This window comes from Providencia sp. M-27, assembly GCF_011077905.1.
In the GTDB taxonomy this organism is placed as follows: Bacteria; Pseudomonadota; Gammaproteobacteria; order Enterobacterales; family Enterobacteriaceae; genus Providencia; species Providencia huaxiensis.
This window is the reverse complement of record NZ_JAALBT010000012.1, coordinates 122,815-142,106: the sequence shown is the minus strand read 5'-3', so window position 1 is coordinate 142,106 and position 19,292 is coordinate 122,815. Positions and strand designations below refer to the sequence as shown.

Below are 19,292 nucleotides of genomic sequence, written 5' to 3'. Positions count from 1 at the left end.
GTCTGATGATGCTTTTATAATGAATCAGATAATACGAAGGCGTAAATAAGGACGTGGTTAATCGATTAGATGGAAAATGGCGGAACGTTCTGGGTGTTGCGCCGCATAATCACGCAATTGATAAAAGCGATCGATGAGGGTGTCACTTTCTGTTTGAAATGACCATAAACTGTACATCATCAAACACACAGCAATGCCTGCCGCTTCACAACTGACGTTGGCTTCGTTACCGTTATGTGGGTTGAACAGCGTAAGCTCTTCTTGATTTAAATCGGGATAAATAAAGGCGCCACCATTGGATAAGGTACAATATTCCCAATACCCGCCGTGGTAGTCCTCACAAAATTGTCCCATAGTGGTAAATATGACCACTTCAAAGGTGCTCCAGCCTTTCACGCTCCCGAAGTGGTTGATCCAAAAATCCAGGCGTTGCTCATTGGGGACGAGTGTCATTGCAATAGCGGATTCAGTTGTATTATTCATCAGTTGATACTCCAAGAAAAAGAAATAAAAAAGCGTCAATCCCGTTAAGGACTGGCGCTTGATGTCATCAATGTTGTATTAATGTAAGAAGCTAAAAGAATATGCTCCACAGGGATTTAGCAACGGATACGATGCTATTTTTGACTGTATTCATCGTTCCTTTTATTAATGCAGGCAGGGGAAGGATATCTATCAGAGTATTGACGATATCACTGACGCATTGCCCAAAATCGTTACGTGCGGCGTTCTCCACGGATTGCGTCCGGTAAGGGGTGTTCAGTTGCCTAGCTACCCCGCTACTGGCTTGCGCCGGTAACGCCTGTATGAGTTGCTCTGCTAATTCAGTGAGTTGATAGTTTTCGACCGCAGAAACTGTTATCACAGGATGATGTGGCTTAAAGGCGGTTATGACGGCTTGTTGCTTTAATTTTAAGTTATAGGTCTGCTCTGAGGATGGTTGATGCTTGTATTCATCCCACTGGCGACAAGGCTCTATTTTATCGGCTTGGTTCAAGACAAATAGAAATTGATTAGGCTGGTAACCGCATTTCTGCGTGAGAAAGCGATAGCACTGTTCATCAGAAGACCATGCTCGGTCATCGGCCTTGAGTACCCAAATGATTAAATCGAATTCCGGTAATAAGTTGCGATAGAGCTGGTGGTACTCTTTATCCCGCTCAAGGCTTTCCCCCACGCCGGGTAAATCTACAAAAGTGAGAGTATGGTTGTTCATCGTCATGCTGAAGCGTTGGGCTTGGCGTGTGCAGCCTGAAACATCACTCACAGGTGATAATGACGATTGAAACAGTGCATTGATCAGACTGGATTTTCCCGCTCCCGTTTTACCCATCAAACCGATGATGGGAGAGTAGTTGATTAGGTGACTGAGTTGGTTGAAAAAAGAGGTTTGGAATGAAGTCGGTAGAGTCGATAGGAGGGTTTTAAAGTGAGCGTTGTGATGCATATTACTCCTTGAAATAAAAGAAAATGATAGCTATTCAAGGAGATAATATATATCTGAGATTTTTTGTAATACTGAGTTGCCCTTATTAAATATATCATGAGTCGCTTACACTAGATTATCTATATGTTCTTTCTATCAGGGATCTCTTTAGCTACCTAATTCTTTATCAAATGGAATAATCAATACTCCTGCTTGCTCAATGTGAAGTGGCAGCGATGGGGGGGATACGCTTAACTAAGGTTACTCAACAGATTGAATATATCACCAAATTGTGGGGGGGATTTGAATATAGTAAATAAGATTGATGATGAATAAATTTTTTCATTGATGCTTGTGAAATAAAAATTGGTAACCTGCTACAGCTGCTACACCTGCTACATGTAGCAGCTGTAGCATATACTTAGAGCCTACCGTCCAGCTGTTTACATGCAAGCAAACCGTTTTGCCAAAAGCGTTCAAAGACACCGGTATCACGCCATTCAAGGAAGCGACGATGTGTAGAACTCGAAGAACATATCCCGTGGCATTCAGGGCGTTCCACTGGCAGCCAGTTCTGAGTACAAAGAATATGGCATTCATGGCAGCTCGGTTATCAACTCGTTTGCGGTGAGTGCCGAGCGGATGATTAGTTTTGTGCTCAGGAATAAGCAGTGCTATTTTTTTCAGAGTTCATCGCTGATCCGTAATCTGCTACCTGTCATATTTTCACCTTCAGAAATTGCCCGTTACGACATTCTGACAATCCCTTCTGCGGTAGGTTTTTAGTCTTCCTTACAAAATAATTTATGATAGGATAAGGTCTAATAAAATTAATTAGGTTGAAACCAATTCCGTGTTTTATATCCATCAGTCCAGCTTCAACCCGTAGAGATGATTGAGTCAGTGTGGATGAATAACCGCGTTGAGCGGATCAGTTTAATGTGATGATGCGATGCCAGTCATGACTTGATAAACAGAGTATTAAGACATTACTTGAATGGGATAAACAAGACGCATGATAAATGATGGGCTGAAACAAACGGTAGGGGCGAAGTCACATAGGGCTTCGAAGATAGCGCAGTTGCCACAAGCAATCCGGGATCGCATTGCTCACATCGATTTCACCTTATTGTTTAAGGGAGAAGCGGTACGGGCAGATTTAGTCGATCGCTTCAGCATAGCGGCTACACAAGCAACGAAAGACTTCTCTCTATACAGAGTGCTTGCACCAGGTAACATTGAGTATGACCAAAAGCTCAAGCTGCATAAACGAGGTGAAGCATTTGAGCCCTTGTTCGACTACGACGTCGTTCGAACATTGGCGACAATTAGCCAAGGGTACGGAGATGGTTTTACTGGCAAGATAAAACCGCCTTTTGCGTGTGAAGCGCCTTATCACCTTAACAAACCGAGTTTATCGATAGTGGCGAAAGTTACCGAGGCCATCCATAAAGGCAAAGCCTTGCGTATCACCTATGTGTCGTTATCGAGTGGTGAAACAATACGTGAAATTGTGCCGCATACGCTGGTGGACAATGGCCTGCGTTGGCATGTTCGTGGTTTTGACCGCGAGCATAGTGAGTTCCGTGACTTTGTATTGACTCGAATTAAAGCTGCGGTTGTGCTTGAAGACTCCACTTTGTCTGAAATGGAGCTCGAACCCCAAGACCGGCAATGGAATCGCTTTGTAGAGCTAGAGTTAGTGCCACACCCACGTATAGAGCATAGCGAAGCGATTGAGCTAGACTATGGCATGACGGGGGGCGTGATGAAAGTTGAGATTAGAGCGGCTACTGCTGGCTATTTGCTTCGCCAATGGCATGTGGATTGTTCTACGGAACACTCATTAATGGGCTTTGAGTATCAGCTTTGGTTGCGTAACAGCCAGGCACTTTATGGTGTCATAAACTTAAATCTAGCGCCGGGTAGAACAAGTTAATCGAACGATGTAGCGGCCATTTAGGCGTTACAGAAAGAACAGAATTTTAAATTTATAGTGAAGCTGTTGCAGCAACTTTGTGGGGTGCAACCAACACTGAACAGGAAAAGAAAATGGATCATAGTGTACATAACAAGCTCATCTCATTTATTTGGAACATTGCCGACGACTGTTTACGTGATGTGTACGTTCGCGGTAAGTACCGCGATGTGATTTTACCTATGGTGGTATTACGACGTTTAGATACGTTACTTGAACCCACCAAAGAAGCCGTGCTTGAAGAGGTCAAGTTCCAAAAAGAAGAGATGCAAGCCACGGAGCTTGATGATGAACCATTGAAGGCGGCTAGTGGTTATGTTTTTTACAATACATCTAAATGGACCCTGAAATCCCTGTTCAACACCGCAACGAATAACCAACAGATATTACTCGCCAACTTTGAAGAGTACCTGCTTGGCTTTAGCGATAATGTTAAAGAAATCATTGAATGCTTTAATCTCAAATCGCAAATTCGTCACATGGCCTCAAAGCAAGTCCTTCTTGATGTCGTCGAAAAGTTTGTTTCCCCTTACATCAACTTAACTCATGAAACGGTCGAAGACCCAGATGGCTACAAGATGCCAGCCCTTACTAACCTGGGTATGGGGTACGTGTTCGAAGAGTTGATCCGTAAGTTCAACGAAGAAAATAACGAAGAAGCAGGCGAACACTTCACGCCACGTGAAGTTATTGAGCTGATGACACACTTGGTTTTTGACCCAGTGAAAGAGCAGTTGCCGCTGACCATGACAGTGTACGACCCTGCGTGTGGTAGCGGTGGTATGCTTACTGAATCTCAAAACTTCATTGAAGATAAATACCCGAACGACAGCCGAGATGTTTACCTTTACGGCAAAGAGATCAATGACGAGACCTACGCGATTTGTAAATCGGACATGATGATCAAAGGCAACAACCCTGAGAACATCAAAGTAGGCTCAACCTTGTCTACCGACGAGTTTGCGGCTTCACGCTTTGACTTTATGTTGTCTAACCCGCCATACGGTAAGAGTTGGGCGTCTGAACAGAAGCACATTAAAGACGGCAGTGATGTGATTGACCCGCGTTTTAAGGTTAGCCTGAAAGACTATTGGGGAAATCTCGAAGTGGTGGATGCCACGCCACGTTCGAGCGATGGTCAGCTGCTCTTCTTAATGGAGATGGTCAACAAGATGAAAGATCCGAGCGTAAGTCCATTAGGCAGCCGGATTGCTTCTGTTCATAATGGCTCATCGCTCTTTACCGGTGATGCGGGCGGTGGCGAAAGCAATATTCGTCGCTTCATCATTGAAAACGACATGCTAGATGCCATCGTTCAGTTACCTAATAACCTGTTCTATAACACTGGCATTACCACTTACATTTGGGTGTTGAACAACAATAAACCTGAGGCACGTAAAGGTAAGGTGCAATTAATTGATGCCAGCTTGCTCTACCGTAAGTTGCGCAAGAACTTAGGTAACAAAAACTGCGAATTTGCGCCTGAGCACATCACGGAAATTACCGATACTTACCTCGCGTGTAAGGATGTTGAAAGAGCACTGGATGCAAACAATGATCCTGTTGGCATCGCCAGTAAGGTATTCAGCAATGACGATTTTGGCTACTACAAAGTCACTATCGAGCGTCCTGATCGCCGCAAAGCCAAGTTTACTCAAGATGCCATAGCCCCACTGCGTTTTGATAGGCAGCTTAGTGAAGTGATGGAGTACGTTTACGCAGAGCATGGCGAACGTGTATATGAAAAAACTGGCTATGGTTCAGATCAGAAAAAGAGCTTCCTGAAATCCATTGAGAAAGACATTCTTTCTTGGTGTGAAGAGAACGATATCAGTCTCAATGCTAAGGCTAAGGCCAAACTGCTTGATGTGAAACACTGGCTGGCGCTAAAAGCATTGCTTGAAACTGCACAAACGCTGATGGCTGACATTGGTAGCATTGAATTTGATGACTTCAATAGCTTTAAAACCCAAGTTGATAAATCACTAAAAAACCATGCCATTAAGCTTTCAGCACCTGAGAAAAATGCCATTCTGAACGCGGTGAGCTGGTATGACGAAACCGCCAAGAAAGTGGTTAAAAAGGTAGTTAAATTAACGGGTGATAAATTAAACGACCTGCTGGAGCGCTATGAGTGTGAAGTCGCTGACCTGCCCGATTTTGGTTATTACCCCGTTCCTGCAACAGAAGGCGGTAAAAAAGGCGAGTACATCACTTACGAGACCAACTCAGACCTTCGTGACACAGAATCTGTTCCATTAAAGCAAAGCATTTACCAGTACTTCCTAGATGAAGTGAAGCCTCATGTTGATGAAGCATGGATAAACCTAGATACGGTAAAAATTGGCTATGAAATCAGCTTCAATAAGTATTTCTACCGTCATAAACCGCTGCGTAGTTTAGAAGAGGTCGCAACCGACATCATCAACCTAGAACAAAAAGCCGAAGGTTTGATTGCGCAGATTCTTGGTACGGAAGTAAAAAAGGTTCAGGGAGAAGCTTAATGGAAAGTTTAGCGTTGATGCCGAAGTATGAAACTTATAAGGATTCAGGTGTTGAATGGCTAGGAGATATTCCAAGTTCGTGGGAACTCAAGCCTGGCTTTGTTGCCTTTCGTGAAAGTAAGAGTAATAACAAAGGGATGAAAGAGAATACGGTTCTATCCCTAAGTTATGGTCATATTGTTGTTAAGCCAGAAGAAAAGCTCGTCGGTCTAGTTCCTGAATCGTTTGAAACCTATCAATTGGTAGAGCCTGATGACATCATTGTTCGTTGTACCGATCTTCAGAATGATAAAGTAAGTCTAAGAACTGGCTTGGCAAAAAATAAAGGCATTATCACAAGCGCATATTTAAACTTGCGGGTAAAAAATGGCTTTGATGCTCGATTCCTTCATTACTACCTTCACGCTTTAGATACCACTAAAGTACTCTATAAATTTGGTTCAGGCTTGCGTCAAAACTTAAGTTTTCTTGATTTTAAAAGGCTGCCAATATTCGAGATCCCTGAAGATACACAAAAGCTGATAGCCAACTACCTCGAAAAGAAAACCGCTCTAATCGACGAAGCTATTGCGATCAAAGAGCAGCAAATTAGCCTGCTGAAAGAACGTAAGCAGATCATCATCCAACAGGCGGTGACCCAAGGGCTTGATCCCAATGTGCCAATGAAAGACTCCGGTGTGGATTGGATTGGTAAGATTCCAGCGCATTGGGAGATGAAGCGGGTAAAAAATATTTTTAGATTGGTAATGCAGCCCTCTGAGAAAAATAACGATTACGAGCTTCTTTCTGTTTATACCGACATAGGTGTTAAGCCGCGTAGGGAATTAGAGGAGCGAGGTAATAAGGCCTCAACTACTGACGGCTATTGGTTTGTTAAAAAGGGCGATATTGTAGTCAACAAATTGCTCGCATGGATGGGGGCTATTGGCCTATCAGAGTATGAAGGTGTAACAAGCCCTGCATACGATATTCTGCGACCTAAGTTATCAATAAATGGATTTTTTTATCACTACTTATTTAGGTCAGATTTTTGCTCAGCTGAACTAAAACGACACTCCCGCGGAATTATGGATATGCGGCTGCGTTTGTACTTTGACCGATTTGGTGTTGTCGAAGTGCCTTATCCTCCGGTTGATGAGCAGAATGAAATTATTCATTCTTTGGAAACCGAGATGAAAGAAATGGATAAGGGAATCGAGCACTTAAATACACAAATCGAAAAGCTCAAAGAATACAAAACCACCCTGATCAACAGCGCCGTGACAGGAAAAATAAAAATCACCCCAGAAATGGTTGAGCAATAGGAAGCGAATATGTTCACGGTAAATCATCAGACCAACAGGATTAGTCCGGTTAAGACGAAGAGATTCAGTGAGTTGGGCTTTACTGAGCGCAAAAATCTTCAGGAATGGTTGGCACACGAGCCTTCCGCACTGGGTGAAGAGCTGCTGATTATTCAAAAAGAGTTCGATGGCTTTGATGACACCCGTGAACGCTTAGATTTACTGGCACTGGATAAAGATGGCAACTTGGTCATTATTGAAAACAAGCTGGACGACAGTGGCCGCGATGTGGTGTGGCAGGCGCTTAAATATGCCTCCTACTGCGCAAGTTTAACCAAAGCGCAAATCGTTGAAATTTACCAGCAGTACTTAGACCGCTATGAGCCTGTAACAGGAGAGGTTGACTTGTTTAATACCCCTGCAAGTGCCTCTGCTAGAATATGTGAGTTTTTGGATGCGCCCGATCTCGATGAGTTAAAGCTCAACCTGGGTAACAGCCAGCGCATTATGTTAGTTGCGGCAAACTTTCGCAAAGAAGTGACCAGCACCGCGCTGTGGTTATTGGGTCAAGGCATTAGTATTGCCTGCTTCAAAATCACGCCTTATTCACTGGGTGAACAGCTACTGATTAATATTGACCAGATCATTCCAACGCCAGAAGCGAAAGAGTTGATGATCGGCATTAATGCCAAGGAAGCGGAAGAAAAAACCACCGAAGTGGTACTAAAAAACCGCCATACCGTGCGTCGCGAGTACTGGGAGCGTGCCTTAGAGGCGTTTCAGAAAAGCTCTTGCCAACTCTATAACAACATTAGCCCAAGCAAAGATCATTGGTTATCAGCAGGCTCAGGGCTAAGTGGATGTCCGTATAACCTGATATTTCTGCAAAAAGAGCTTCGAGTAGAGCTTTGGATCAGCCGTGGGGTTACCGAAGAGAATAAATACCTTTTTGATTTGTTGAGTCAGTCCAAACAAGACATTGAGCATACTTTTGGTGCAGAACTTGAGTGGATGAGGCTGGATGAGAAGAAATCTTGCCGTATCCAGTTTTCGACCAAAGCTGACGGGTTTAACAAAGAGACTTGGCCCCAAGCGGTTGCGTGGCACTTAGAGCAGATGACAAAGTTAGAAAAAGCCTTAAAAGGACCGCTGCAAAAAGCGGCTGAGGCAATGAAACAGAAGAATTTTGATTAAGGGAATTTACAATTATGGTCAGTCAAACCAATGAACAAGCATTAGAGTCGGCCATTGAGAAATGTCTGGCTGGGATCAGTACTGAAGAGCTTAAAGAGGGACTGAGTCAGCAGTCACTGGGTGCTGGATACTTCATTGGTGCTGCTAGTGACTTTAATATGCAATATGCCATTGATGAACGTTTTTTCTGGCAATTTCTGCAAAAGACACAAGAAGTAGAGTTGGCCAAACTGCAAAAGAACAACCCCTCAGATTGGCAACGTAAGTTACTCGAACGATTTGACCGACTGATTAAGAAGCATGGCATTCTTCATTTACTTAAGAAAGGGCTAAGCGTAGACGATGCTCATTTCAATTTGCTCTATCCAGCCCCTTTGGCAAGTAGTAGTGAGAAGGTAAAGCAAAACTTTGCAGATAACGTGTTTAGTTGTACTCGCCAAGTGCGCTATTCCATGGTAAATCCCCTACAAGAAATCGACATGGTATTGTTTATCAACGGAATACCATTGATAACGCTGGAGTTGAAGAACGCATGGACCGGGCAAACAGCACGTTATCACGGCCAAAAGCAGTATCGAGATGATCGGGATGCAACTCAGCCATTGCTGACCTTTGCCCGCTGCCTAGTGCATATGGCGGTCGATACCGACGAAGTGTATATGACCACCAAGTTATCAGGTAGCAGTACATTCTTCTTGCCGTTCAATAAAGGTCACAATCTTGGGCAAGGCAACCCGCCGAATCCATCTGGCCATAAAACGGCATACCTATGGCAAGAAGTATTCACTAAAGAAAGCTTGGCGAATATTATTCAGCATTTTGTGCGTCTGGATGGGTCAAGCAAAGATCCATTACCAAAGCGAACCCTGTTTTTTCCTCGATACCACCAATTGGATGTGGTGAGAAAATTAGTAGACCATGCCGCCCAGCACGGTGTCGGTCAGACTTACTTAATTCAACACTCTGCCGGTTCAGGTAAGTCTAACTCGATTACCTGGGCAGCTTATCAGCTAATTGAAACCTATCCTGCTTCGTCTGATGTAGCAGGCGGAAAAAGCTTGGAGCAGCCGTTATTTGACTCTGTAATTGTGGTTACCGATAGACGCCTATTGGACAAGCAGCTGCGGGATAACATTAAAGAGTTTTCTGAAGTAAAGAACATTATTGCCCCGGCGAACAAGTCTTCTGAGCTTAAGCAGGCGCTGGAGAATGGCAAAAAGATCATTATAACGACGATTCAGAAATTTCCGTTCATTATTGATGGTATCGCCGATCTTAGTGACAAGCGCTTTGCGGTGATCATCGATGAAGCACACAGCTCACAGTCTGGTTCGGCGCATGACAATATGAACCGAGCGATGGGCAAGTCTGAAGTCGAAGAGGCAGAAGATGCTCAGGATAAAATCCTTCAGGCGATGAAATCACGCAAGATGCGCGGGAATGCGTCGTACCTAGCATTTACAGCGACACCAAAAAACAGCACTTTGGAGAAATTTGGTCAACGCCAAGAAGATGGCTCTTACAAGCCGTTTCACTTGTATTCGATGAAACAAGCCATTGAAGAAGGCTTCATCTTGGATGTGCTGGCAAATTATACGACGTACAAAAGTTATTATGAGATTGAGAAATCAATTGCTGATAACCCTGAGTTTGATACCAAAAAGGCGCAGAAAAAACTCAGAGCTTATGTAGAACGAAGCCAGCAAACAATTGATACCAAGGCAGAGATTATGCTGGAGCATTTTGTTCCGCATGTCGTGAATACGAAAAAGCTCAAAGGTAAAGGTAAAGGAATGGTGGTCACTCAAAATATTGAGGCGGCCATTCGATACTACAAAGCGATAAGGCGAATACTTGAGGAGCAAGGGAACCCCTTTAAAGTTGCCATTGCTTTCTCAGGAACCAAAGAAGTTGATGGTATTGAATATACCGAAGCAGATATTAATGGTTTTGCCGAGTCAGATACCAAAGATATGTTTGATACCGATGAGTATCGACTTTTAGTGGTTGCGAACAAGTATCTGACTGGGTTTGATCAGCCTAAACTTTGCGCCATGTATGTAGATAAGAAGCTCGCCAGTGTCTTGTGTGTTCAGGCGCTATCTAGGCTCAATCGCAGTGCACCTAAGCTAGGGAAGAAAACAGAAGACTTGTTTATCCTGGATTTTTTCAACTCGGTTGAAGATATTCAATCAGCATTCGATCCTTTCTATACAGCAACGTCATTGTCCCAAGCTACAGATATAAACGTACTGCACGAGTTGAAAGATGAAATGGACGATGTCGGTGTGTACGAGTGGTATGAAGTTGAAGACTTTGTGACGCGTTATTTCAAGAATGAAGACGCCCAAACACTCAGTCCAATCATTGATATTGCCGCAGCGCGGTTTGACCATGAACTAGATCTTGAAGCTGAAGCTAAAGTGGACTTTAAGATTAAAGCCAAACAGTTCGTTAAAATCTATGGGCAGATGGCTTCTATCATGCCTTATGAAATGGTCAGCTGGGAAAAACTGTTTTGGTTCCTGAAGTTTTTAATACCGAAATTGAAAGTGGAAGATCCCGATGCTGATGCTATTGATGAGCTTCTCGATTCTGTCGATCTGAGTTCATACGGTTTGCAACGTGTGAAGCTTAACCACAGCATTAAACTTAGTGACCAAGAAGCGGAGCTTGATCCTCAAAATCCGAACCCACGTGGGGCGCATGGCGGTGAAAAAGAAACTGACCCGCTGGATGAAATCATTCGCACATTTAATGAGCGATGGTTCCAGGGCTGGAGTGCCACACCTGAAGAGCAAAAGGTTAAGTTCGTGAACATCGCTGAAAGTATCCGCAATCACCCTGACTTCGAATCGAAATACAAAAACAACCCAGATCCCCATAATCGAGATTTGGCCTTCGAAAAAATGCTCAAGGAAATCATGCTGCAACGCCGTAAAGATGAGCTTGAGCTCTACAAGTTGTTCGCAGGAGATTCAGCATTTAAAGCCTCGTGGACGCAAAGTATGCAACGAATGGTAGGTAGGTAGAAAGGAGTGATGGTTTGCTGAAGGCAGTCTCAGAGTTATTAGGTGGGTCACCAGGCCTGAAAGGACGTCAAATTGCCAAGGAGCTGGGGCTGGATAAGTCACAAGTGAACTCGTTTCTTCACAAACACCAGGATACGTTTGTCAAAAACTCAAATCATGAATAGTGTCTGATATGAGGTCAGCATGTGGAAATTGATTTGGTGATTTTTTGAAGATCATTGACACCAGTGGCACACCTGTTGAGATAAAAGAGCTTGAACCAAGGTGGCGTGTTGCAGCAGCCTTCGGCGTTTTGTTCCATGATATTGGTAAGCCCGTATCAGACTAGTCCCTAACAGACGAGGATTGCGGCTATCAGTGGAACCCTTTTAAAAGACAGGTAGCGCCCACTACCTGCCTAAGTCGCTTCTAGTACTGACTATAGCCTATCGTACGGTAATTCGAACTGTAGTGTTTAGAATATTCTTTAGCTAGGTAATGCGGCACCCAAAACATGGCAAGAAATTCACGGCACCCAAACTGAACTACTGGAACAAACGAAAAGAGAAGTAATGGAGCTGTGCGCATGTCGAGTATAAAAAATATCTCTGACGGACTTGTACTTGATACTGAGCAAGAAGCCTGGTTGAAAGGTTGGCTATCCAAGTTTGGTGCTTGAGTTTACAGCGGTAGATTAGAAAAGCGCCAAAGCAGTATCATCGCTGAATTTATGGCTACTGTGGAAAGCGTGATTATCCAGAAAGGGAAATGTGTAATGACGACGATGGAATGTTAATCACCAAGGTGGTCGATAAAATTTATCATATAGACTGAGTCGCATTTACGTTATTGTTATTACGGTATGCCTTTGTGAGTTCAGATCGTGCCATTGCTCGTTATTATTATGGTATTGCACAGCCACGGCAAATGGTTTGCAGAAATCGCACGCTTGAATATCGAAAGCCCTCGATGGCCACATGCCGCCGTGAGGTAAAAGAAATCATCCGTTCTGCCGAGTATTTAATTTACACTCATCTCTATAATGCATTTAAAATACTCGATAATGAGTGGAAAAAGAAAAATAATAGTAAGAACGTGTTGACTTCTTTGATTCAATGAATCACTATCTAAAGGTAAGTTGCCCTTTTAGTAACTGTGACGAACTAACCCAGCCAATGTGCTGGGTTTTTTGTTTATTTTTCAGAACGGTATTTCATTATTTTTTCAAGAATTTCGAGTTTTGTATCTTGCTCTATCCTATTTAAATACTCGTATTCTGTTTTCTCAGAAATACTTTCATTTATTGTAAAATAAGATTCGTTATTATCCTGTGCCATCTTACAATAGATAGAATGTAGATACGCTTTATTCGATGTGTTCAGATCTTTTTTGCATTTGTAATAGATAACTTCGAGAAGCTCCTGATTTGTTCCTGTGTTATACAGCTTAGATAAATTCTCATCAATACAAACATCTGCGGAATCAAAAGATGTTTTAAATTCATTATAAATAGTATCGCAGTGAGATTTGTCTACGCCAGAATATTCATTTTTATAACTACATCCACTAAGAGCAATAACTGCCCCTATGAAGTACAAAGCTTTTTTATTCATATGATTTCCTTAGTTATAATTCATAGGTATTTAGAACCTATCCCAATAGGGTTTTATTCCAGACAATGATACCACAGGCAAAATGCAGCATCGCCTCATCATTCTCGACCTTCTTCTCCCAACGAGTCAGGACACGACGGTAGGCGATTCATCCAACTGTGTGTTCTCTCTACAACCCAGCGGTGGGCCTTAAAATCCGTGTTTTTGATGGCTTCTGACTCATCCTTCCGTGACTGGATATGAGGTTCATAGCGACGACTTTTCAGATACGATCCCAACCATTCCGCTTCATACCCTTTGTCCATGCACAACCGGAGCCTCTTGCCCGGTCTGCCCGTCTGGAGGGCATCGAGCGTATCCGCAACCAGCTTTATGTCGTGCGTATTTGCTCCGGCGACAACCAGTGCAAGCGGAAGCCCGTTCCCGTCAGTCATCAGACTGCGCTTTACGCCCCGTTTTCCCCGCTCTGTTGGGTTCCTGCCTGTTTTTTTGAGCCTGCCAGCGGTGATTTGGTCATACAACCATCCATCGACAGCCACGACCAGTCAATAGCGTCCAGCTGTTCGCTGGCAAGCAACCCGTTTTGCCAGAAGCGTTCAAATACGCCAGCATCCCGCCACTCCTGAAATCGGCGGTGAGCAGAGCTTGACGAGCATATACCGGTGGCATTCAGCGCATTCCACTGGCAACCCGTCCTGAGTACGAAGAAGATGGCGTTCATTGCAGCGCGATTATCAACCCGCTTGCGGTGCGTACCCAGAGGATGGTGAGTTTTATGCTCCGGAATCAGTGGAGCCATTTTCTCCCAGAGTTCATCACTGATTTGCCACTTGTTACCCACCATGCTTTGCCCTCATAAATTATCATTATGTATTATCTGACAATTCCTTTTGGGATAGGTTCTTAGTATACTTTTTTTGCTTTTTTTGCTTTTTTTGCTTTTTTTGCTTTTTTTGCTTTTTTGCTTTTTTTGATCAAATATGATGTTTCTTATTTCTTTGATTATTTGGTAGTCAGTATCGTTAATTAGACTTGACATTGGAAGGTTAGCATACTTAATTATTGTGTTAATAGTTACTCTTTACATTTTATGGTGCAGTTAGCTTATTAACTGTCAGGCTAATAAAACTGTTTTATTTATATTTCGATCTCTTGTTTACATAATTGATTATTACATTGCAGTAGGGTGATAAAGATATTGTTTTTAAAAATAATCCACGGATTGTGTAATAGGATGTAATATATATTATCTTTCCAATATCAGTAATGTTAACAATTTTTTACAATATAGTTATGGTTATTGAAAATATCTTTGTGATTAAATTTGTTCTAATAACCTTTTTCTAAGATCGTTCCATCATTTAAATGCTAATACTAACATTAAAATGTTTAAGTTGTTTTTCGATTTTTATTCTTTGCACTCTATCTCATTAATGAATTTTTATAGATACTTCCTTCAAAGAGTCTTCATGCTATTCCTTACTGTAGAAGAAAGATATATTTTCTCTCAAGTTTTCTATTTTAGAAATCATCCTAAATTTATTTAAGTGATGGAGCATTTTGGCTAAAGAATATTTTTATTCTGCAAACGAAATGGGATGTAATAAAAATGATGTTCTCCTCCGGCTACAACGGCTACATGTAGCCGTTGTAGCCGGGCCCATAAGTGTTTTGTAGTAAAAAATTATTGTGTGTTGGCTTGCTGATCTAACTTTTTATTTACGATATGTAACATTTGTCTTAATAAACATCTTTTGTATTCATCGTATTCTGAGATCCCCATAAAAGAAGTGATAGCGTCTTGTCTTTCATCTGGTGCCTTCAGATATTTCATTAATACAGGTAAACAACCAATGCAATTAGTTAGGGTACAATGATTTAAGATACCAATTAGATTTTGAGTCAGCTCTCGTCGAGTCAGTACCTTTTTTTCAATTATTATATCGGCAAAATGTTCGCTACAAAACTCATCAAGATAAGAGATTTGGTCATCAAGTTTTTCAAGAGCGGTATTAACCTCATTTAATAAGCCTGAAATCGTTTGTGGATAACGTTCAATCTCTTCGTTATCTTCAGCGGGGGTAATTGTAGTAATGAGTGTGTTGTAGGTTTTAATTGCTCGAAGGATTGTTAAATTATTCGGGTCTTTGATGATGGGATTATTTAGTGATGTTGCTGAACCCAGAGCAAAATCAACGTATTCACCTTGTGAATTTAAAATCGGATTAATTAAACGCAGTAGTGTCCCATTTTTTATTGTGTTTTTCTTTAGCTTTATTTTCAATGCGAGGCTAATGTTTGCAAAAGTTGCTTTTAAATATCCGTAAGGTAATTCTTCAGATAACATTTCATGCGTCAGTTGATACGCTTCTTCAAGTTTTTTATTGTGTAATAAATCGATGATTACAGTGAGTTTAGCATAGGGAGCTAATAAGGGAATATCCGCTCTTTTTTCAAACCAACGTTTTAAATTTTTAAATTCATTTTCAGTATGATTAGAGGAAGGAAAGTCTCCTTTAAATATTATCGATTTTAAATAATTAATCGCTAGGCTGTACTGTTCTATACGATCTTTTTTTGGGGTAATCACATTGGCATAATGAATAAGGGTTTTCGCACATTCCTCTAATAAACATTTGTCGTAATCAAATCGATAGAGATACATATGTAGTGAAGATAACAGATGGGATGAACGCATATTTTCCTCCATCAATTCACGATAATGCTGAGTAATGAGAGGTACCCACCCTGTGGTATTTTGAAGTCTTAATAAGGTACTTAAAGATGTATAGGTTTTTTCAAATTCATCAAGTTCGTTCTCGAAATTCTTTGCTTCAAATTTGCAAATCTTAATCGCGTGTTTAATTGAGCTTGTTTTTGGGTTTTTGCCACTCCGGATATTATCAATCAATGAGTTGATTTCCATTAAGCTCTCTTTCGGTTGTATGTTTTGCTGCTTAAGCATTTTTTTCAAGTAATGTCTGACACCTTGAAATAGGTGTTTAGGATCCGAATTATCGAGGAGGTAGTCATCACTCAATAAAAAGGCCTGTATGTGGTGATAAAAGCTTGGAGGCTGCTCATTTTGAGTATGGCGACTGAGAGTTTGATACATATCGAGTGCAATAATGGCGGGTATCGCTGTTTCCATGTATTTTTTTGTGATGATATCTTTTTCTAAGTTAGAATAAACCACCTTATGCACAACTTCGTTATACAGTTGTTCATATTTATAGAATACATCACGTCTGTCCTCCTGACTATAAACTGCCTCGGCATCTATTATGTCAATGATTTTATTGTAATAGATATCAAAAAACTTTTGATGCAATGAAAAATCTGAGGTTGCATATTTATCTCGCATATTCAGTGCATTACCGGTGATGTCTTTTGTATTTAGCTCGAATACGCGACAAACCGTTAACATGATACTGGCAAAATTATGATGGCGCATACACTCCTCCTAAATTGGTTTCCAAATTTGTACGGGGAAATACTGCCAGAACTTGTGGCAAAGTCTACGTCGAATGAAACACACTCGGAGGGCATAACATGTCAACAACAACTCAATCCTTACGTATTCTCCGCATTACAGAACTCACCAAAGTACTGGGGATATCTCGTTCCAGTATTTATGAAAAATTGAATCCACGCTCAAAGTATTATGATGACACGTTTCCAAAACCGCTTAAGCTTGGTGCTTCATCGGTTGGATGGTTATACAGTGAGATCGAAAAATGGGTTGCTTCACGTGAAGTTTAGTTGTCGATTAAATTAAGGATCAAGAAAAATGTCAAATGATAATCCAGAACTGTGTTTGCAGTTGAAATGTTTACCTGAATTTTTTCAGCAGCTGATAGGGCACATACACGCTCAAACAGGGGCGAGCCCAGATATTATTTTACCTACCCTATTAGGGATTATGGGGATGGGGTGTCAGGATAATGTTGATGTTCAACCTATCCAAGGGATTCGCTATCCCACTTCACTTTATACGCTTGTGCTCGCCAAGTCGGGCAGTAAAAAGACGACGGTATTCAGAATGTTGATAGCACCGGTTATTCAGTGGGAAGAAGCACAAAAAAGAGAATATGGTTCAGCACAGGCGGAGTATCAACGGCATGAGGCTATTTGGAAAATAGAGCTAAAAGCTCATGAGAAACATTATCAAAAAATGCTTAAGGATAACGGTGATGTGGCTGAGGCTCGTCGTCAGTTAGATGAATGCCTACAACAAGCGCCTGTTAAGCCGGTTCAAAGGCGTTTAATTATCAATGATCCAACCAGCGAGGCATTAACTCGGGAATTAGGGCAAGGGTATCCAGTGTTAACACTGGCCTCAGATGAAGCTGGGGCTTTGTTTGACGGCAATCTATTTCATAAAATTTCGTTATTAAATTCACTCTGGTGTGGAGAGAGTATTTCGGTGAGCCGTGTTTCACGCGACAGCGACTTTATTTCAGATGCCCGTTTTAGCATCTTGTTAATGTTACAGCCGGAATTGTTTAATCATTATTTGAGGAAAAAAGGCACGAAGTTTCGATATTCTGGTGGGCTAGCCCGTTTTTTATTCGTGGATTTGAACAATTCATTAACTAAATTGGATGACCTAAACACTTTACGATTAGACGCGCATGCATTTGATGCCTTCTCTTCCGTTTTGATCGCGCACTTAGACAAGTCTGCATTGCGAAGAGAGTATGGTGGTGAACGTCAGTGTATCACATTAACGGTGGAGGCACAAAAATACTGGTATGAACAGCAGCGAATCATATCAGATTGTATAAAGCAGGACACGGCATTTTCACATTATGAGGATTTTATTGCGCGCTATATGGAACATGCGTCGAGAATTGCGGCAGTGATGCAGGTTTTTATGACACCGAATTCAACGCTGATCACAAAAGAAACCTTGAATGCGGCATTTTATATCACACAGTGGTATCTCAATCACTTTATCGCTAAAACTGATGAAACGAGGGAGCCTAGTGATGCTGAAAAATTACTCGATTGGCTTGAGAGTCATTTAGAGAGTAATGGATCTTATAATTTTAGAACGAATTATATTATTAAATATGGACCAAGAGCAGTTAGACACAGTGAGCGTTTAGAGCCAGCTATTAACCAATTGGAAAGAGAGGGGAAACTGAAACGGTTTATTCAAGATGGCATTGGTTATGTGGGATTTATTGGTGCAAAAATGACACCTGAAGAGTTAGCGGAACGATTGAATATTCCGTTCAGTAGCAGAGGGGTATTCATACTCAATAACTCACCAAAATCAGGATAACTTCAGAGTTATTTTTAATAATATCAGTGAGTAGGATTATATCACCAAGCTAGGGTTATTGCGGCTTTGGGGAGGATGAGTCTGTCTTTTATTAAATGGAATGATGTCGGTATAGGTAATATATAACATCTTACTAAATACAATACTAATTTATAACAATAACACCTATCAATCAACAAAGCAATGTTTATTTAATCACCATACCTATTGTGTCTATAACTCACTGCGTTATGGATGCGATAGGTACTTAAACACGAATACAGATATCGCTATTTCTATGATAGTAAGGTAATAAAAATGTCAGATTATGCATTAACTAAAACAGAATTGGATCAACTGATAACTATCGCGAGTGATCGCTATGATTCCTCGATATCGTATTATATCCTTCGTCGATTACTGGCAGTGGTTGAGAATACACTAGAACACCATAACCGAGTATTTGCAATCCGAGTTGATTTACGATTCGCTCAGGATAGTAGTCCTGATGCCCCAGATATGCCGGTATGTTTTCAACGCACGGATGAGCGAGCCATTACCCGTTTTATCGAGTCACTAAAAAGCCAACTGAGAGCAGCACATCATCGTACGGGGCGTTCAGGTACACCAGCACTCCCTTATTATGCTTGGGTAAGAGAACGTAATGAAAGTGAATATCCTCACTACCATTTAGTTTTGTTATTTAATCGAGATATATACGGCTATTTAGGCAACTATTTACAAGATGATGCCAATAATATGGCGACTAGAATACAACGAGCATGGTGTAGCGCCATTGGCTTAGCGTACCCGGACTATGCACCATTAGTTAACTTTCCAGAGAACCCCGTATTTCGATTTGATAGACGAGATGCTCTGGCCCGTCATTCTAATTATTTTGATTTCCTATTACGCATGACGTATCTGGCTAAAATGAATACCAAGGAGCTCATGACTGACTTTAGAAACTTTGGAACCAGTCAGGTTTAATTGAGAGGCATTAGCTCAGACTTG

Annotated in this window: 12 protein-coding genes and 4 pseudogenes; 10 read left to right on the top strand and 6 right to left on the bottom strand. The window is 41.6% G+C overall.

The annotated features are described in order from the left end of the window. Positions 1-57 precede the first annotated feature (57 nt). The 3 genes and pseudogenes from G6Q48_RS16475 to G6Q48_RS16465 all read right to left on the bottom strand — a co-directional run. The gene (locus G6Q48_RS16475) at positions 58-483 is read right to left on the bottom strand and encodes an antirestriction protein (RefSeq protein ID WP_166267606.1); all 426 of its coding nucleotides are present in this window, start codon (positions 481-483) and stop codon (positions 58-60) included. 91 nt (positions 484-574) lie between these two features. After that, entirely contained in the window at positions 575-1,447 is an 873-nt protein-coding gene (locus tag G6Q48_RS16470) for a GTPase family protein (protein ID WP_166267604.1), read from the bottom strand. 412 nt (positions 1,448-1,859) lie between these two features. After that, positions 1,860-2,148: pseudogene (locus G6Q48_RS16465) on the bottom strand (transposase); the annotation flags it as partial. A gap of 293 nt (positions 2,149-2,441) precedes the next feature. Between G6Q48_RS16465 and G6Q48_RS16460 the strand changes: the two are divergent. From G6Q48_RS16460 to G6Q48_RS16425, 7 genes and pseudogenes are all read left to right on the top strand, one after another. Next, positions 2,442-3,365, top strand: a complete 924-nt coding sequence (locus G6Q48_RS16460; RefSeq protein ID WP_166267602.1) for a WYL domain-containing protein — start codon at positions 2,442-2,444, stop codon at positions 3,363-3,365. A 113-nt stretch (positions 3,366-3,478) separates the two neighbouring features. Continuing rightward, on the top strand, positions 3,479-5,908 hold the full coding sequence (locus tag G6Q48_RS16455) for a type I restriction-modification system subunit M (protein ID WP_166267600.1): 2,430 nt from the start codon (positions 3,479-3,481) through the stop codon (positions 5,906-5,908). Continuing rightward, positions 5,908-7,212 (top strand): restriction endonuclease subunit S, encoded by a 1,305-nt coding sequence (locus G6Q48_RS16450; RefSeq protein ID WP_207393050.1) that lies wholly within the window; start codon positions 5,908-5,910, stop codon positions 7,210-7,212. Before G6Q48_RS16455 ends, G6Q48_RS16450 begins: the two co-directional genes overlap by 1 nt. Positions 7,213-7,221: 9 nt before the next feature. After that, positions 7,222-8,385 carry a DUF4268 domain-containing protein gene (locus tag G6Q48_RS16445; RefSeq protein ID WP_032328845.1) on the top strand — a complete coding sequence of 388 codons (1,164 nt, stop codon included), beginning with the start codon at positions 7,222-7,224 and terminating at the stop codon, positions 8,383-8,385. 14 nt (positions 8,386-8,399) lie between these two features. Continuing rightward, on the top strand, positions 8,400-11,417 hold the full coding sequence (locus G6Q48_RS16440) for a type I restriction endonuclease subunit R (protein WP_166267598.1): 3,018 nt from the start codon (positions 8,400-8,402) through the stop codon (positions 11,415-11,417). Between the two features lie 214 nt (positions 11,418-11,631). Next, positions 11,632-11,811: pseudogene (locus G6Q48_RS23210) on the top strand (TraI domain-containing protein); the annotation flags it as partial. A 171-nt stretch (positions 11,812-11,982) separates the two neighbouring features. Beyond that, a pseudogene (locus tag G6Q48_RS16425) lies at positions 11,983-12,515 on the top strand (antiterminator Q family protein). A gap of 74 nt (positions 12,516-12,589) precedes the next feature. Here the strand turns inward: G6Q48_RS16425 and G6Q48_RS16420 are convergent. The 3 genes and pseudogenes from G6Q48_RS16420 to G6Q48_RS16410 all read right to left on the bottom strand — a co-directional run bounded on the left by G6Q48_RS16420 (position 12,590) and on the right by G6Q48_RS16410 (position 16,463). Continuing rightward, the gene (locus tag G6Q48_RS16420; RefSeq protein ID WP_150375720.1) at positions 12,590-13,009 is read right to left on the bottom strand and encodes a lipoprotein; all 420 of its coding nucleotides are present in this window, start codon (positions 13,007-13,009) and stop codon (positions 12,590-12,592) included. Positions 13,010-13,046: 37 nt separating this feature from the next. Next, positions 13,047-13,853, bottom strand: a pseudogene (locus tag G6Q48_RS16415) (IS5 family transposase). 840 nt (positions 13,854-14,693) lie between these two features. After that, positions 14,694-16,463, bottom strand: a complete 1,770-nt coding sequence (locus G6Q48_RS16410; RefSeq protein ID WP_166267596.1) for a hypothetical protein — start codon at positions 16,461-16,463, stop codon at positions 14,694-14,696. A gap of 98 nt (positions 16,464-16,561) precedes the next feature. Between G6Q48_RS16410 and G6Q48_RS16405 the strand changes: the two genes are divergently transcribed. From G6Q48_RS16405 to G6Q48_RS16395, 3 genes are all read left to right on the top strand, one after another. Beyond that, positions 16,562-16,771: a helix-turn-helix transcriptional regulator gene (locus G6Q48_RS16405; protein WP_036941055.1), complete on the top strand. Its 210-nt coding sequence runs from the start codon at positions 16,562-16,564 to the stop codon at positions 16,769-16,771. Between the two features lie 28 nt (positions 16,772-16,799). After that, positions 16,800-18,299 carry a YfjI family protein gene (locus G6Q48_RS16400; RefSeq protein ID WP_166267594.1) on the top strand — a complete coding sequence of 500 codons (1,500 nt, stop codon included), beginning with the start codon at positions 16,800-16,802 and terminating at the stop codon, positions 18,297-18,299. A 297-nt stretch (positions 18,300-18,596) separates the two neighbouring features. Beyond that, positions 18,597-19,268 carry an inovirus Gp2 family protein gene (locus G6Q48_RS16395; RefSeq protein ID WP_060561168.1) on the top strand — a complete coding sequence of 224 codons (672 nt, stop codon included), beginning with the start codon at positions 18,597-18,599 and terminating at the stop codon, positions 19,266-19,268. Positions 19,269-19,292 lie beyond the last annotated feature (24 nt).

Excerpts from the sequence above, each read along its gene's own strand:
- G6Q48_RS16475 (WP_166267606.1), bottom strand. The coding sequence starts at position 483 with ATGAATAATACAACTGAATCCGCTATTGCAATGACACTCGTCCCCAAT.
- G6Q48_RS16470 (WP_166267604.1), bottom strand. The coding sequence starts at position 1,447 with ATGCATCACAACGCTCACTTTAAAACCCTCCTATCGACTCTACCGACT.
- G6Q48_RS16460 (WP_166267602.1), top strand. The coding sequence starts at position 2,442 with ATGATAAATGATGGGCTGAAACAAACGGTAGGGGCGAAGTCACATAGG.
- G6Q48_RS16455 (WP_166267600.1), top strand. The coding sequence starts at position 3,479 with ATGGATCATAGTGTACATAACAAGCTCATCTCATTTATTTGGAACATT.
- G6Q48_RS16450 (WP_207393050.1), top strand. The coding sequence starts at position 5,908 with ATGGAAAGTTTAGCGTTGATGCCGAAGTATGAAACTTATAAGGATTCA.
- G6Q48_RS16445 (WP_032328845.1), top strand. The coding sequence starts at position 7,222 with ATGTTCACGGTAAATCATCAGACCAACAGGATTAGTCCGGTTAAGACG.
- G6Q48_RS16440 (WP_166267598.1), top strand. The coding sequence starts at position 8,400 with ATGGTCAGTCAAACCAATGAACAAGCATTAGAGTCGGCCATTGAGAAA.
- G6Q48_RS16420 (WP_150375720.1), bottom strand. The coding sequence starts at position 13,009 with ATGAATAAAAAAGCTTTGTACTTCATAGGGGCAGTTATTGCTCTTAGT.
- G6Q48_RS16410 (WP_166267596.1), bottom strand. The coding sequence starts at position 16,463 with ATGCGCCATCATAATTTTGCCAGTATCATGTTAACGGTTTGTCGCGTA.
- G6Q48_RS16405 (WP_036941055.1), top strand. The coding sequence starts at position 16,562 with ATGTCAACAACAACTCAATCCTTACGTATTCTCCGCATTACAGAACTC.
- G6Q48_RS16400 (WP_166267594.1), top strand. The coding sequence starts at position 16,800 with ATGTCAAATGATAATCCAGAACTGTGTTTGCAGTTGAAATGTTTACCT.
- G6Q48_RS16395 (WP_060561168.1), top strand. The coding sequence starts at position 18,597 with ATGTCAGATTATGCATTAACTAAAACAGAATTGGATCAACTGATAACT.